Genomic DNA, 14,568 nt, shown 5'->3' with positions numbered 1-14,568 from the left:
CCTCCCATGGCTCTCGGTAACCCGAGCCTGGCTCATAGTAGGTAAAGTCCTCTCGTCCGTCAGCCCACCGATCCGGCCCGATGATGGAGATACGTCGATGACAAGCGGGCTCGCCCGGGTCACGATCAGCGCGCCCCGCCGCCGCGTCGACGTGGCCCTGCCGGAGCAGGTTCCCCTCGCCGAGCTGCTCCCGGAGGTGCTCCGGCACGCCGGGGAGGGGCTCGCCGACGACGGTGAGCGGCACGGCGGGTGGGTGCTGCGGCGCACCGACGGCGCGGTGCTGGCCACCGCCCAGGCGCTGCTGCCGCAGGGCGTCCGCGACGGTGAGGTGCTGCACCTCGTGCCGGCCCGCGCCGAGTGGCCCGAGCTGGAGTACGACGACGTGGTCGAGGCGATCGTCGACGGGGCCCGCCGCCGGGGCGCCGCCTGGTCGGCCGGAGCGACCCGGACAGCGGCGCTGGCCGGCGCCGGCGTGCCGTCGGCCGTCGGGCTGGTCGCGGTGCTCTCGGTCGGCCCCGGCGAGCGTGGCTGGCCGGTCGCCGCGGCGGTCGCCCTGATCCTGCTGCTCGCCGCCACCGCGGCCTCACGCGCCTACTCCGACGGCCCGGCCGGCGCCACCCTCGGCGGATACGCGCTGCCCTGGGCGGCGGCGGCCGGCGCGCTCGCGGTCGGCTCCGGTGACCCGGTCGGCCCGATCCCCGGCCTGCGCTGGGTCGGCGCCCCCGAGCTGCTCGTCGGCTCGGTCGCACTGCTGCTGGCGGCGGTGCTCGCCCTGCTCGGCGTGGCGCACCGGTCCCGGGTGCCGGTGGCCGGTGTGACGGTCGGCGCCGCCGGCGCGGCGACCGCCCTCGGTGCGTTGCCGCTCGACCCGGCCGGCGCGGCCGCCGTGCTGCTCGGTGTCCTGGTCTTCGCCCTCGGCGGGCTGCCGCTGCTGGCCATCCGGGTGGGCAAGCTGCCGCTGCCGCCGCTCACCCTGCCCACCCCGGCCGGCACCCGTGACCTGCCCGATCGGGGGCGGGTGCACGCGGCGGTGGCCCGGGCCGAGGAGGTGCTGACCGGGATGCTGCTCGGGCACGCGGTGCTGGCGGTGGGCGCCGCCGCGGTGCTCGTCGCCACCGGCGGGACGGCCGGGCGGCTGCTGGTCGCCGTCGGCTGTGCGGTGCTGCTGCTGCGCTCCCGACTCTTCGTGGCGGTCCGGCACCGGGTGCCGGCGATCACCGCCGGGCTCGCCGGTTACGCCCTGCTCGGCGCCGTGCTCGCGGGCCGGGCCGGGCCGGGCGGCCGGCTCGCGCTGGTCGTCGGCGGGCTGGCGCTGGCCCTGGTGGCGGTCACCGCCGGCACCACGTACGCCCGCCGCCCGGTCTCGCCGTACCTCGGCCGGCTGGCCGACCTGACCGACACCGCGCTGGTGGTCGCGGTGGTGCCGGTGGCCTGCGCGGTGCTCGACCTCTACGCCCGGGCGCGTGGCCTGCTCGCCTGAACACGGCGAGGCCCGGGCCGCGACGTGCGACCCGGGCCCGGAAGTTCCACCGTCAGTGCAGCGTCTCGCCGCGCTCCGCGGCCTCCTTGGCCCGACGGTACGAGTTGACGATCTCCGCCTCCGCCTCGACCCGACCCACCCAGGTCGCGCCCTCGACCGACTTGCCCGGCTCCAGGTCCTTGTAGACCTCGAAGAAGTGCTGGATCTCCAGCCGGTCGAACTCGCCGAGGTGGTGGATGTCGCGCAGGTGCTCCTGGCGCGGGTCCTCGTAGGGCACGCAGAGGACCTTGTCGTCGCCGCCCTTCTCGTCGGTCATCCGGAACATGCCGATGGTGCGGCAGCGGATCAGGCAGCCCGGGAAGGTCGGCTCGGGCACCAGCACCAGCGCGTCCAGCGGGTCGCCGTCCTCGCCCAAGGTGCCCTCGATGAAGCCGTAGTCGGCGGGGTACTGCGTGGAGGTGAAGAGGGTGCGGTCCAGCCGGATCCGGCCGGTCGCGTGGTCCACCTCGTACTTGTTGCGGTGACCCTTGGGGATCTCAACCGTGACGTCGAAATCCATCTTCCACGCTCCCTCGTCTGCCCACGCTGGCTAACGGAACCCAGCGGCTGGCCACCCGCGCGGGAGGAACGCCCCCCGCCGGCTCCGGCCGCCGCATAGTGTTCGGACCGAAGTAGTGTCACCCAAGGCGAATTCGAGCGGGGGAGGAGGGGGCCGTGGGGAGGGAAGATTCACACTACCGCCCCGAGGGGGTTGACGGGCGACGGTCCGTCGGATCCGGTTCCGGCTCCGCCGGCGCCGCCGGCCGGGTGTCCGTTCCCGGCGCCAACCTGACCCACCGCGGTGCCCCCGCCGCCGGTTCGGCCCGGGTCGGCCGTACGGACGGCCGGGCGACCGTCGGCAACTGGCCGGCCCCGATCCCGGTGAGCCCACCGGTCCCGCCGGCGGGGCCGGTCCCGCCGCCGCCCGCCGGCCCGCGCCGCCGGGGCCGGCTGGTCGTGGCGCTCGCCGGGGTGCTGGTGCTGGTCCTCGCCGTGGCCGGGTTGGCCGTGCTCCGTCCCGGCCCGGTCGCGGGCTGGCTCGGCAGCGAGGGCACCCCGTCCGGCGCGGCCGCCGCCCCGCCCGAGCCCGCCCCGCCGGCGGTGCTCGCCGGCCCGGACACCAATGCGCCGCTGCCCACCGGTGCCGGCATCCGCGCCGCCCTGGATCCGTTGGTGCGCGCTCCCGCGCTCGGTGACCGGGTGAACGTGTCGGTGGCGGACGTGACCACCGGCCAGGCGCTCTACGGCAGCGGGCCGGACACGCCGACCGTGCCCGCCTCGGTGACCAAGCTGGCCACCGGCGTCGCGGTGCTCTCCGCGCGCGGCCCGGCCTACCGGATCCCCACCCGGGCGGTGGCCGGCGCCAACCCGGGCGAGGTGGTCCTGGTCGGCGGCGGTGACCCCACCCTGGCGGTGGACCGGAAGAACGCCTTCTACCCGGGGGCGGCCCGGCTGGACGACCTCGCCGCCCAGGTGCGTGCCGCGCTCGGCGGCACCGCCCCGACGAAGGTGGTCGTCGACTCGTCGCTGTTCAGCGGTCCGGTGTTCGAGCCCGGGTGGGACGCGGACATCCCCACCGGCGGGTTCGGCGCGGCGATCACCGCCCTGATGACCGACGGCGCCCGGAAGGACCCGGCGCGGGCCCGGCGCACCGCCGAGGAGACCAACCACGCCGCGGACCGGGTCCCCCAGCCGGACCTGACCGCCGGCCGGCAGTTCGCGAAGCTGCTCGGGCTGGCTGGGAGCGCCGCCCAGGTGACGCGCGGGACCGCACCGGCGGCCGGGGCGGCGGGTGCGCCCGGCGCCGAGCTGGGCACTGTCGAGTCGCTGCCGGTGATCCGGCTGGTCGACATCATGATCAGCGACAGTGACAACGTGATCGCCGAGGCGATGGCCCGCCAGGTGGCGCTGGCCAAGGGCAAGCCGGGCTCGTTCGCCGGCGGCGCGGCCGCCACCGACGAGGTGCTCGGCGCGCTGGGGCTGCCGGCCGGCGAGATCGGTCTGGCCGACGGCAGCGGGCTGTCGCGCACCAACCGGATCAGCCCGTCGCTGCTCACCGACCTGATCACGCTCGCCGGGAACGGGAGTCACCCCGAGCTGGCCGCGATCTTCGGCGGCCTGCCGGTGGGCGGATGGTCCGGCACGCTCGACGAGCGTTACCGGGCGGCCACCACCCGGACGGGCGCCGGCGTGGTGCGGGCCAAGACCGGCACGCTGAGCGGGGTGAACGCCATCGCCGGCACGGTGACCACCGCCGACGGCCGGCTGCTCACGTTCGCGGTGCTGACCGACCGGACGAAGGGTTCGCTCGACGAGACCCGGCAGGCGCTCGACCGGATCACGTCCGCGCTGGCCGGCTGCGGCTGCCGCTGACCACCGACCGGCGTCGATCGACCGGCGCGAGCCCGGGTGGGGGTGTCGCGGCGCGGGTACGGTGGGTTCATGGCGCAGTTCGTGGACTGGGATCTGGCCGCCGCCACCGCGGGGGCGCTGAGCAAGTCGGGCCCTCGGGTGTCGTACACCGAGGCCACCGACGTGGTCGGCGACCTGCGCCGGCTGACCGAGGAGGCCGCCGGTCACGTGGCCGACTACACCGGCCTGCGGGCCCAGGTGGCCCACCCGCCGGTGCGCGTGGTCGACCGCCGCGACTGGGCGGCGGCGAACATCGCCGGGCTGCGCGAGGTGGTCACCCCGCTGGTCGAGCGGCTCTCCGGGGACAAGCGGCCGGGCGCGTTCACCGAGGCGATCGGCTCCCGGCTCACCGGCGTGCAGGCCGGCACCGTGCTGGCCTACCTGTCCGGCCGGGTGCTCGGCCAGTACGAGGTCTTCGCCGGCGACCCCGGCCAACTGCTGCTGGTGGCCCCGAACATCGTCGAGGTCGAGCGGAAGCTCGGCGCCGACCCGCGTGACTTCCGGCTGTGGGTGTGCCTGCACGAGGTCACCCACCGCACCCAGTTCACCGCCGTGCCGTGGATGCGCGCCTACTTCCTCGGCGAGGTCCAGGCCTTCGTGGACGCCTCGCAGGGCGGTGAGCACCTGTTGGAGCGCCTGCGCCGCGGGGTGGCCACGCTCTCCGACGCGGTCAAGGACCCGGACAGCCGCGCCAGCGTGCTCGACATCGTGCAGACCCCGGCGCAGCGCGCGGTGCTGGACCGGCTGACCGCGCTGATGACGCTGCTGGAGGGGCACGCCGAGTTCGTGATGGACGGCGTCGGCCCGGCGGTCATCCCCAGCGTCGAGTCGATCCGGGCGGCGTTCAACCGCCGGCGCGAGTCCGGCAACCCGCTGGAGAAGGCGATCCGGCGGCTGCTCGGCGTCGAGGTCAAGATGCGCCAGTACGCCGAGGGCCGCAAGTTCGTGCACGGCGTGGTGGAGCGGGTCGGCATGGCCGGCTTCAACAAGATCTTCTCGTCCCCGCTCACCCTGCCCCGGCTCGACGAGCTGGGTGACCCGGAGGCCTGGGTGTCCCGGGTGCACGGGCCGGCCGGTGCCACCCCGACCGCCGGCTGAACCCGGCGCGTCGGCTCCACCGGGCGCGCCGGCTGGGCGGTCGCCGGCCACGCCGTCGCCGGCGCCGGCGGTCGCCGCCGTGCGGCTCGCCGTACGCCGGCTGCTGGCCGGGCTGCCCGGGGCCGGGCCTGTGCTGGTGGCCTGCTCCGGCGGCCCCGATTCGCTGGCCCTGGCCGCGGCCACCGTGTTCGTGGCGCCGCGGCTCGGCCGTCCGGCCGGCCTGGTGACCGTCGACCACGGCCTGCAACCGGGTTCCGCCGACCGGGCCGCCGCGGTCGCCGACTGGGCGCGCGCGGCCGGGTTCGACCCGGTCGAGGTGGTCGCGGTACGGGTGGCCGGCCGGCCCGGGGGGCCGGAGGCGGCCGCGCGGACGGCCCGCTACGAGGCGCTGGTCGCGGCCGCCCGGCGCCACGACGCGGCCGGGGTGCTGCTCGGGCACACCCGGGACGACCAGGCGGAGACGGTACTGCTCGCGCTGGCGCGCGGTTCCGGCCCGCGCGGGTTGTCCGGGATGCCGGAGCGGCGGGAGTTGGACGGGGTGCCGCTGCTGCGCCCGCTGCTCGACGTGGCGCGGTGCGACACCCGGGCGGCCTGCGCCGCGCTCGGCCTGGCGGCGTGGACCGATCCGCACAACACCGACCCGGCGTACGCCCGGGCCCGGGTCCGGGCCGAGGCGCTGCCGGCGCTGGTCGACGCGCTCGGGCCGGGCGTGGTGGCGAACCTGGCCCGGACCGCCCGCCTGCTCGCCGCCGACGTGGCGGCGCTGGACACGCTGTCCGCCGCCGCGCTCGACGACGTCCGGGACGCCGGCGGTGGGCTCTCGGTGGCCGCGCTGGCCGCGTTGCCGGCGGCGGTCCGTACCCGGGTGCTGCACGCCTGGGCGCGGGAGTTGGGCGCCGCGCCGGCCGACCTGTCCCACCGGCACGTGGCGGCGCTCGACGCCCTGGTCACCGACTGGCGCGGGCAGGGCCCGGCGCACCTGCCCGGCGGCCTGCCGGTGCGCCGCCACGCCGGCCGCCTGGTGCACGGCGGGGCCCCCGCCTGACGCCTCCGGTGGAGGCGGGGGCCCCGCTCAACGTCTTCGCACGGGCGCCGGTCGGGCGTCGACACGCTCGCGGAACGTGGTCCGGTAGGCCTGCGGTGTGGTGCCGACCCGGCGGGTGAAGTGGTGCCGCAGCGTCGCCGCGTCGCCGAAGCCGGCCCGGTCCGCGACGTTCTCCACGCTGAGCGTGGTGTCCTCCAGCAGCCGGCGGGCCAGCAGCACGCGCTGGTTGGTCAGCCAGTCGTGCGGCGTGGTGCCGGTCTCGGCGCGGAACCGGCGGGCGAAGGTGCGCGGGGCCATCTGAGCCCGGGCGGCCAGCTCGTCCACTGTCACGGCGCGGTCCAGGTGCCCCATCAGCCACTCCAGCACCGGTTCCAGGGTGGGCGCCTCCGGCGCGGCCGGGATGGGCGCCTCGACGTACTGGGCCTGGCCGCCGTCGCGGTGCGGCGGGACCACCATCCGTCGGGCCAGCCGGGTGGCCACGGCCGAGCCGTGCTCCTGGCGGACCAGGTGCAGGCAGGCGTCGATCCCGGCGGCGGTGCCGGCACTGGTCAGCAGTCGGCCGTCCTGCACGTAGAGCGAGTTGCAGTGGACCCGGGCGGTCGGGAACTGCTCCTGGAGTTCGTCGACGTGTCGCCAGTGGGTGGTGCAGTCACGCCCGTCGAGCAGCCCGGCCCGGCCCAGCACGAACGCGCCGGAGCAGACGCTGAGCAGCCAGGCGCCCCGGTCGGCGGCGCGGCGCAGCGCGGCCAGCACGGGCTCGGGCACGGCGGTGTCGCCCGAGTGCGCCGGCACCGCCACCAGGTCGGCGTCGTCGACCGGGGCGAGGTCGGCGGTCGGGGTGAGCAGGAAGCCGGAGCGGCTGCGGACCGGGCCGCCGTCGGCGGTGCAGACGTCGAAGCGGTAGCCGGGGAACCCGTCGACGGTGCGGTCGGTGCCGAACACCTCCGCCACCACGCCGAGTTCGAACGCGGCGACGTCGTCCAGGGCGATGACGGCTACGGAGCGGAGCATGTGACGAGGGTAACCCGGGCAGTGGCAGGAAATCGATGCCCGCTGGCATTTCTGCCACTGTCCGCACCGGACGGCGGGCCGCAGACTTGGTGGTGTCCGGTGCGCACCGGCGGCGAAAACAGTCTCAACCATGTGAAAGCGAGCGCCGCCATGACCGTTCTGCTGCTCCTGCTCTTCCTGCTCCTGCTCGTCGGGGCCAGCGCCCTCGGGCTCACCGCCGACACCCGCGACTCGGCCGACTGGAAGCCGACCGACGACGGGCGGCGCTGGCGCTCCCGCACCTGCTGAGGTGATTTGTTTCGTTCGCGCCGAAAATCCCCGGCGGGACCGCGCCAAAAGGGGCGGCCCCGCCGACGGAGGCCATCCGGCGTACGGCAGGCTAGGAGCATGGCTGACGGCTCCTGGTACGACGCCGACATCGACCACGTGATCATCTCCGAGGCGCAGATCCGCGAGAAGACGGCGGAGCTGGCCAAGCAGGTCTCGGCGGACTACGCGCACGTCGAGGACGGTCTCCTGCTCGTCTGCGTGCTCAAGGGCGCGGTCATGTTCATGGCCGACTTCGCCCGCGCGCTGGGCCGCCAGGGCCCGCCCGCCGAGCTGGAGTTCATGGCCGTCTCCTCGTACGGCCAGGGCACCACCTCGTCCGGCGTGGTGCGCATCCTCAAGGACCTGGACCGCGACATCGCCGGCCGGCACGTGGTGGTCGTCGAGGACATCGTCGACTCCGGCCTGACCCTCTCCTGGCTGCTGCGCTACCTCGAGTCCCGCTCCGCGGCCAGCGTCGAGGTGGTCGCCCTGTTCCGCAAGCCGGACGCGGTCAAGGTGCAGGTCCCGGTGAAGTACGTCGGCTTCGACATCCCCACCGAGTTCGTCGTCGGCTACGGCCTCGACTTCGGCGAGCGCTACCGCGAGCTGCCGTACGTCGGGGTGCTCAAGCCCGAGGTCTACGCCCGCGCCTGAGCGCCGGCGGGCCGCTCGTCAGCGGACGTTCAGCGGGCTCTCAGTCTTTCGGTCTACGGTAGGGGCCGGTGACGTGGAGGCACCCTCCACGCCCGACCCCTCGAGCCGCAAGACCGTGCGGCATGGGCGGGTCGGGTGCGGAGCTCCCCGCCACGCCGGCTCAAACCCTGGTTCGCCCTACGCGTAAGTGCCGGGCTCACAAGCTCACACCTCGCCCGTACGGTGTACCGTCGAATGACCGTGGTGCGGCAGTTCGCGTGCCCCGGGGGTCGGGCCGGCCCGCACGGCGGCTCCGGCCGCCGCCCGAGGCGGCGACACCATTCAGACGGTCAGGACGTCGATCAGGAGGATGCGGGCGCCTCGGCGCCCGACGACAGCATGGAACGTACGCGTTTCTTCCGCCGACCGGTGGTCTGGATCATCCTGGTCATCCTCGGCGCCGTTGTGCTCAGTCAACTGTTCACCGCTGGTCCCAGCTACCACCGGGTGGACACATCCGTTGCGCTCGACCAGCTCAATAAGGGTGGCATCGAGAAGGTCGTCTTCCAGGACAAGGAGCAGACGCTCCAGCTCGACCTGAAGGACAAGGCCAAGTTCGGCGACACCAACACCGACAAGATCGAGGCGCAGTTCCCGTACGAGGTCGGCGGCCAGGTCTGGAACCAGGTCCGCGAGGCCGAGGCGGCGGACCGGATCACCGGTGCGGTCGACACCAAGGTGTCGTCGGACAGCATCTGGGTCAGCCTGCTGGTCAATCTCCTCCCCATCGCGCTGCTCGTGCTCCTGCTGCTGTTCTTCATGTCGCAGATGCAGGGCGGCGGCTCGCGGGTGCTCAACTTCGGCAAGTCCAAGGCGAAGATGATCACCAAGGACACCCCGAAGACCACCTTCGCGGACGTGGCCGGGGCGGAAGAGGCCGTCGAGGAACTGCACGAGATCAAGGACTTCCTGCAGAACCCGGCGAAATACCAGGCCCTGGGCGCCAAGATCCCGAAGGGCGTGCTGCTCTTCGGTCCGCCCGGCACCGGTAAGACGCTGCTCGCCCGCGCCGTGGCCGGCGAGGCCGGGGTGCCGTTCTACTCCATCTCCGGCTCCGACTTCGTCGAGATGTTCGTCGGTGTCGGCGCCAGCCGGGTCCGTGACCTGTTCGAGCAGGCCAAGTCGAACGCCCCGGCGATCGTCTTCGTCGACGAGATCGACGCGGTCGGCCGGCACCGTGGCGCCGGCATGGGCGGCGGCCACGACGAGCGGGAGCAGACCCTCAACCAGCTCCTGGTCGAGATGGACGGCTTCGACACCAAGGGCGGCGTCATCCTGATCGCCGCCACCAACCGGCCGGACATCCTCGACCCGGCGCTGCTGCGCCCGGGCCGGTTCGACCGGCAGATCCCGGTCGACGCCCCCGACATGGAGGGCCGCAAGGCCATCCTCCGGGTGCACGCCAAGGGCAAGCCGTTCACGCCCGACGTCGACCTCGACGCGGTCGCCCGGCGTACCCCGGGCTTCTCCGGCGCCGACCTGGCCAACGTGATCAACGAGTCCGCGCTGCTCACCGCGCGTAAGGAGCAGCGGGCGATCACCAACGACTCGCTCGAGGAGTCGATCGACCGGGTGATCGCCGGTCCGCAGCGCCGCACCCGGGTGATGAGCGACCAGGAAAAGAAGATCACCGCGTACCACGAGGGTGGGCACGCGCTGGTCGCCTGGGCGCTGCCGCACGCCGCACCGGTGCACAAGGTGACGATCCTGTCCCGCGGCCGGTCGCTGGGTCACACGCTGGTCCTCCCCACCGAGGACAAGTACACCCAGACCCGGGCCGAGATGATCGACACCCTGGCGTACGCGCTGGGCGGCCGGGCGGCCGAGGAACTGGTGTTCCACGAGCCGACCACCGGCGCCGGCAACGACATCGAGAAGGCCACCCAGCTGGCCCGCGCGATGATCACCCAGTACGGCATGAGCTCCAAGCTCGGTGCGATCAAGTACGGCACCAGCGGCGACGAGCCGTTCCTCGGCCGCAACATGGGCCACGAGCGGGACTACTCCGACTCGGTGGCCGCCGAGATCGACAGCGAGATGCGCGCGCTGATCGAACTGGCCCACGACGAGGCCTGGGAAATCCTGGTGGAATACCGGGACGTGCTGGACAACATGGTCCTGGAGCTGATGGAGAAGGAAACCCTCTCCACCGCCGACATGGCCCGGATCGCCGCCCGGGTGGTCAAGCGCCCGCCGATGGCGCCCTACCACGGCTTCGGCAAGCGCCAGCCCTCCACCGAGCCGCCGGTTCTCACCCCGGCCGAGAAGGACGCGCTGCAGAAGCAGGCCACCGCCGACGGCATCTCGGTCGGCGGATCCAGCAACAACTCGGACGGTACGCACTGAGCAGCGACCCGACGGCCGGCTCCCCTCACCGGGAGCCGGCCGTTTCCGCGACCGAGCCCGACGGGGACGACGCGCTCGACTACGTGGCCGCGCGCCTGATCAGCGGCAAGCTGACCGGTGGCCCGGTCGAGGAGAGCGTCGACCTGCCCCGGATCGAGAAAGCCGTCCGGGAGATCCTCATCGCGGTCGGCGAGGACCCCGACCGCGACGGCCTCCAGCAGACACCCGCCCGGGTCGCCCGCGCGTACGCCGAACTCTTCGCCGGCCTGCGCGTCGACCCGACGCAGGTGCTCCGCACCACGTTCGAGGCCAACCACGAGGAGTTGGTGCTCGTCCGGGACATCGACGTGATGAGCCTCTGCGAGCACCACCTGCTGCCGTTCCGGGGCAGCGCGCACATCGGCTACATTCCCGGGCCGGACGGCCGGATCACCGGCCTGTCCAAGCTGGCCCGGCTGGTCGAGGTGTTCGCCCGCCGACCCCAGGTGCAGGAACGGCTCACCTCGCAGATCGCCGACCTGCTGATGTCCAGCCTCGCCCCGCGCGGCGTCATCGTGGTGCTCGAGTGCGAGCACATGTGCATGGCCATGCGGGGCATCCAGAAGTCCGGCGCCAAGACCATCACCTCCGCGGTCCGCGGCGGGCTGCAGAACGACGCCAAGTCGCGTGCCGAGGCGATGGCCCTGATCATGCACCGCTGACCCGACGGCTCCCACGGCCGCGCGCTCCCACCGGCGGAGGCGCGGCCGTCGCCATTCTCGGACGGTCAGCCCGGCAGCACGGCCAGCAGCAGGCCGGCGGCCGTGAGCACCGCCGGGACCAGGCAGACCAGGGCGCCGAACCGGGGTGTCCGGTCCACCCGGTCGGTCGGACGCGGACGGAAGACCCGCCCCACCGCGAGCCAGCCCAGCATGAACGAGACCGCCGGCAGCGGCAGCCCCACCAGCAGCGCCAGCACGGTCACCGGGCCCGGGCCGGCGACCGCGTGGAGGATGAGCTGCAGCAGTGGCACCACAAGCGCCACCGGCCCGTACACCAGCAGGTTGCGCGGACGGGACGGCCAGCGGGCCAGGCGGGGCAGTCCGCGCGCGGACAGCGTGTCGTCCGCCGCGTCCGCCCAGCCGCCGGCCGAGCGCAACGCCGCCAGCACGGCGGACGGCCCACCCGCCATCGACCGGGCCGCCTCGGTCACCTCCGGCGGGGTCGGGACCAGGGAGATCGCCGGCACCCCCAGATCGCGTAGCCGCGACTGCTGGGACGCCAACCGCTCGCGTACCCCGGTCAGCTCCGCACGGGCCGCCGCCACCGACCGGGCCTGCTCCCCGGCGGCGGTCGCCGCCGACCGGCGTACCCCGTCGAGCTGCCGCGCGGCCGCGACATATTCCGCCCAGGCCGACTCGGCGGGGTCCACCGCCACGGTCGGGTCACCGACCCGGGGCCCCGGCACCGCCGTCGGAGTCTCGGTCATCAGGCCGCCTCCCCGGTGCCGAACGGCACGAAGACCGTCCCCTGCTCCTCCGGACCGTCCCAGAGCGCCGCGCGTCCCGGGCGCGGCTCCCACCACACCGGACGGTCGAAGAGCCGCTCCAGCCGGCCCCCCGGCACGTCGGTGACCGCCACGGCGGTGAGCTTGTCCACCGCGCCGTCCGGACCGAGCAACCCGGCCAGCGGCGCCGGCGTGCGCCACCAGCCGAGCAGGTGCCGGCCGGCCGGCGGCCCCTCCAGCAGCAGCGAGCGCAGCAACTCCGGCGGCAGCTCGGTGGCGTCCGGCACGTCCGACCCGAACACCACCAGGTAACCCGGCTCTCCCGACTCGATGGCCGCCCGCAGCCCGGCCGCGTCGACCGTCTCCACCCGGTGCCGCCCGGCCAGCTCGGCGGCGAGCACACCGGCCGGCTCGGCCGACCCGTTCGCCAGCGGTGCCAGCACGAACCGCCCCGGCTCCGGCTGCGCCGCCGCCGCGCTGCGCACCGCGGTGACCAGCAGCCGCTCCGCCTCCTCGTCGCGGCCCAGCACGGCCAGATTCCGCCCGGCGCCCGGCCCGAGCGGCACCGCCACCGTGCTGCGCCGGACGTCCACCGCGCGGCCCAGCAGCGCGGCCGGCGCGTGGACCCGACCGGCCAGCGCGGCCCGGTGCCGCGGATCGTTGGCGAGCAGCGGGCGGGCGTAACCGGCGAACACCACCGGCGGGACCGACCCCTCCGGCCGCGCCGACCAGAGCCGCCGCCGCAGCTCGGTGAGAACCTGCGGATCCCCGTACGGGTCCGGGAAGCGGATCATCCGCTCGTGACCCCGGGTCGCGCCGCGCGGACCGCCCAGCCCACCGGCCGTGTTGACCACCGCGCTGCCCACCGGCAGGCCGGCCGCCGAGTCGTTCGCCGGCTCCAGCACCGCCGAGCCGCCGGGCAGCGCCACCCGCACCGGGAACTGCCCGAGCAGCGGATCACGCGGGCCGCCGATGCCCAGGTCACCCTCGCCGGCCAGGACCAGATGGATCCCGTACGAGCGGGCGGCGCGGGCCAGCGCGTCCAGCCGGGCCAGCAGGTCGGTGGCGAGCCGGTCCCGCTCGCGCAGCACCAGCGGGAAGTTGTCGATCACGCAGACGATCCGGGGCAACGACTGGTGCTGGCGCAGCTCGGCGTACCGCTGCCCGCCGGCCCGCCGGGACGCCTCCTCGCGGCGGCGCACCTCCGCCTCCAGCTCGCCGAAGAGGTCCGCGACGTACTCCCGGTCGGCGGCCATCCCGGCGGCGCGCACCTGGGGCACCCAGGACCGGTCCCGCTCGGTCTGCAGAAACTCCACGAAGGACTCGCCGTCGCCCAGGTCGGTCAGGTAGAGCGCCAACTCGTCCGGGCCGTACCGGGCGGCCAGCCCGAACAACGCGTCGGTGAGGAACGCCGACCGCCCCGCCTGCGACCGGCCGCTCACCAGCCAGTGCGGGGTCAGCTCGGTGAAGCCGAGACTCACCGGCCGCCCGGCCGCGTCACCCACCGTGGTGCTGAGCCCGTCGACCGAGCCGACCGTCCACAGCCCGTCCGACGGCAGCAGGTCGGCCAGGGCCAGCCGGGAACCGTCCTCGATCTGTCGGGCCAGCCGCCGGCACACCTCGGTCACCAGCTCGGCCGGCGGATCCTCGTCCACGAACACCGGCGAGTTCAACCCGCCCGGCGACTCGGTGCCCGGACTGCTGAACCCGGCCGCGGGCGGGTCACCGACCAGCGCGTACGCGGTGCGCACCGCGAGCGGGGTGGCCCGGGGCAGCGCACCGCCGACGGGCCAGCCGGCGACCACCAGGTGCAGCCCGGCACGTGGCCCCCGATCGGCCAGGTCGGCGAGCCGCTCCAGGTCGGCCGGGGCCGCGCCGTCCGGCAGGGACGCCACCACGAGCAGCAGCGTGCGATCGTGACCGCGCTGCCGGGCGGTGCCCGCGGCCACCCACTGCTCCGCCTCGGCCAGCACCGCGTGCCACCCGGCCAGGTCGGTGGCCGGCGGCGGCAGCAGGCCCGCGTCGGCGAGCGCCGCGAAGCCGGCGAACGTGTCACCCGGGCCCCCGTCGACCACCCGGGCCAGCAACGCGCCCGCCGGCGTCGCGGCGAACAGACGCAGCAGCAGCGCCCGGAGCAGCCCCGCCACCCGCGGATCCGCGGCGTCGACGTCGACGCTCAGGTGACCGCTGCCGAACAGGGGCACCAGCGCGGGGAACCGGGCGTCGTCCAGCGGCGCGGCGGCGCCGACCCGGACACATGTCGGCGGGCCATCGCCCGGCGGCGTGGCCGCCGTCAACGTCTCCAGCGGCGCGCCGGCCCAACCGGGTGCCACCTGCTCGGCCGCCGCACGCAGGCGCTCGGCCAACTCGTACTGCCGGTGGTGGTCCGCCGGCGCGGGCCGGATCTCGTCGAGGATGCCGGCCGCCGCCGTCGCCACGGCTTCGACCCTGCGGTGCAGCGCGGCGGCCCGGCCGGCACGCGCCTTCGGAGTAGCCACCGCGTCCACCTCTCTTCCCGAGGCCGACATCTTCCCCCCGAGCTGTGACGGTAACCCAGCCGGCAGCCGTCCACCGGGATGTCGGTCGGCGCGGTGAGCTGCCCGGCGGTGAGCAGCCTCACCCCACCGCCGGCCGGCGTCCGCCCGGCGG

Annotated in this window: 12 protein-coding genes; 8 read left to right on the top strand and 4 right to left on the bottom strand. The window is 74.9% G+C overall.

Going from position 1 to position 14,568, the window contains the following annotated elements:
- The first annotated feature begins 97 nt into the window (after nucleotides 1–97).
- On the top strand, nucleotides 98–1,480 hold the full coding sequence (gene eccD / locus GA0070213_RS25845) for a type VII secretion integral membrane protein EccD (protein ID WP_091070194.1): 1,383 nt from the start codon (nucleotides 98–100) through the stop codon (nucleotides 1,478–1,480).
- A 52-nt stretch (nucleotides 1,481–1,532) separates the two neighbouring features.
- Here eccD and GA0070213_RS25840 read toward each other — a convergent pair whose 3' ends face one another.
- On the bottom strand, nucleotides 1,533–2,039 hold the full coding sequence (locus GA0070213_RS25840) for an inorganic diphosphatase (protein ID WP_091070192.1): 507 nt from the start codon (nucleotides 2,037–2,039) through the stop codon (nucleotides 1,533–1,535).
- Between the two features lie 362 nt (nucleotides 2,040–2,401).
- Between GA0070213_RS25840 and dacB the strand changes: the two genes are divergently transcribed.
- The 3 genes from dacB (at nucleotide 2,402) to tilS (ending at nucleotide 6,074) form a co-directional block, all read left to right on the top strand.
- The gene (gene dacB / locus GA0070213_RS25835; protein WP_425412863.1) at nucleotides 2,402–3,892 is read left to right on the top strand and encodes a D-alanyl-D-alanine carboxypeptidase/D-alanyl-D-alanine endopeptidase; all 1,491 of its coding nucleotides are present in this window, start codon (nucleotides 2,402–2,404) and stop codon (nucleotides 3,890–3,892) included.
- Between the two features lie 69 nt (nucleotides 3,893–3,961).
- On the top strand, nucleotides 3,962–5,029 hold the full coding sequence (locus GA0070213_RS25830; protein ID WP_091070416.1) for a zinc-dependent metalloprotease: 1,068 nt from the start codon (nucleotides 3,962–3,964) through the stop codon (nucleotides 5,027–5,029).
- Between the two features lie 79 nt (nucleotides 5,030–5,108).
- Nucleotides 5,109–6,074: a tRNA lysidine(34) synthetase TilS gene (gene tilS, locus GA0070213_RS25825; protein WP_091070188.1), complete on the top strand. Its 966-nt coding sequence runs from the start codon at nucleotides 5,109–5,111 to the stop codon at nucleotides 6,072–6,074.
- A 27-nt stretch (nucleotides 6,075–6,101) separates the two neighbouring features.
- On the opposite strand, the gene GA0070213_RS25820 is transcribed toward tilS, so the two are convergent.
- Nucleotides 6,102–7,085, bottom strand: coding sequence for a GlxA family transcriptional regulator (locus GA0070213_RS25820; protein ID WP_091070185.1), 984 nt, complete (start codon nucleotides 7,083–7,085; stop codon nucleotides 6,102–6,104).
- 150 nt (nucleotides 7,086–7,235) lie between these two features.
- Here GA0070213_RS25820 and GA0070213_RS31690 point away from each other — a divergent pair, with 150 nt between their 5' ends.
- The 4 genes from GA0070213_RS31690 (at nucleotide 7,236) to folE (ending at nucleotide 11,134) form a co-directional block, all read left to right on the top strand.
- Nucleotides 7,236–7,373 carry a hypothetical protein gene (locus GA0070213_RS31690; protein WP_172967895.1) on the top strand — a complete coding sequence of 46 codons (138 nt, stop codon included), beginning with the start codon at nucleotides 7,236–7,238 and terminating at the stop codon, nucleotides 7,371–7,373.
- Between the two features lie 99 nt (nucleotides 7,374–7,472).
- Entirely contained in the window at nucleotides 7,473–8,048 is a 576-nt protein-coding gene (gene hpt / locus GA0070213_RS25815) for a hypoxanthine phosphoribosyltransferase (protein ID WP_091070183.1), read from the top strand.
- A gap of 378 nt (nucleotides 8,049–8,426) precedes the next feature.
- Nucleotides 8,427–10,433, top strand: coding sequence for an ATP-dependent zinc metalloprotease FtsH (gene ftsH, locus GA0070213_RS25810; protein ID WP_091070180.1), 2,007 nt, complete (start codon nucleotides 8,427–8,429; stop codon nucleotides 10,431–10,433).
- Nucleotides 10,434–10,516: 83 nt separating this feature from the next.
- Entirely contained in the window at nucleotides 10,517–11,134 is a 618-nt protein-coding gene (gene folE / locus GA0070213_RS25805) for a GTP cyclohydrolase I FolE (RefSeq protein ID WP_091070177.1), read from the top strand.
- A 65-nt stretch (nucleotides 11,135–11,199) separates the two neighbouring features.
- On the opposite strand, the gene GA0070213_RS25800 is transcribed toward folE, so the two are convergent.
- Nucleotides 11,200–11,901 carry a hypothetical protein gene (locus GA0070213_RS25800; protein ID WP_091070175.1) on the bottom strand — a complete coding sequence of 234 codons (702 nt, stop codon included), beginning with the start codon at nucleotides 11,899–11,901 and terminating at the stop codon, nucleotides 11,200–11,202.
- A complete protein-coding gene (locus GA0070213_RS25795) occupies nucleotides 11,901–14,426 on the bottom strand; it encodes an FtsK/SpoIIIE domain-containing protein (RefSeq protein ID WP_175441496.1) in 2,526 nt (841 codons plus the stop codon). The genes GA0070213_RS25800 and GA0070213_RS25795 overlap by 1 nt, the downstream gene beginning before the upstream one ends.
- Nucleotides 14,427–14,568: the final 142 nt, after the last annotated feature.

The organism is Micromonospora humi, from assembly GCF_900090105.1.
Lineage (GTDB): Bacteria > Actinomycetota > Actinomycetes > Mycobacteriales > Micromonosporaceae > Micromonospora > Micromonospora humi.
This window is presented reverse-complemented; position numbering and strand designations above follow the sequence as displayed.

Bases quoted from the DNA above. Each gene is read 5' to 3' on its own strand.
- eccD (WP_091070194.1), top strand. From the start codon at position 98: ATGACAAGCGGGCTCGCCCGGGTCACGATCAGCGCGCCCCGCCGCCGC.
- ftsH (WP_091070180.1), top strand. From the start codon at position 8,427: ATGGAACGTACGCGTTTCTTCCGCCGACCGGTGGTCTGGATCATCCTG.
- GA0070213_RS31690 (WP_172967895.1), top strand. From the start codon at position 7,236: ATGACCGTTCTGCTGCTCCTGCTCTTCCTGCTCCTGCTCGTCGGGGCC.
- GA0070213_RS25830 (WP_091070416.1), top strand. From the start codon at position 3,962: ATGGCGCAGTTCGTGGACTGGGATCTGGCCGCCGCCACCGCGGGGGCG.
- hpt (WP_091070183.1), top strand. From the start codon at position 7,473: ATGGCTGACGGCTCCTGGTACGACGCCGACATCGACCACGTGATCATC.
- GA0070213_RS25840 (WP_091070192.1), bottom strand. From the start codon at position 2,039: ATGGATTTCGACGTCACGGTTGAGATCCCCAAGGGTCACCGCAACAAG.
- GA0070213_RS25820 (WP_091070185.1), bottom strand. From the start codon at position 7,085: ATGCTCCGCTCCGTAGCCGTCATCGCCCTGGACGACGTCGCCGCGTTC.
- GA0070213_RS25800 (WP_091070175.1), bottom strand. From the start codon at position 11,901: ATGACCGAGACTCCGACGGCGGTGCCGGGGCCCCGGGTCGGTGACCCG.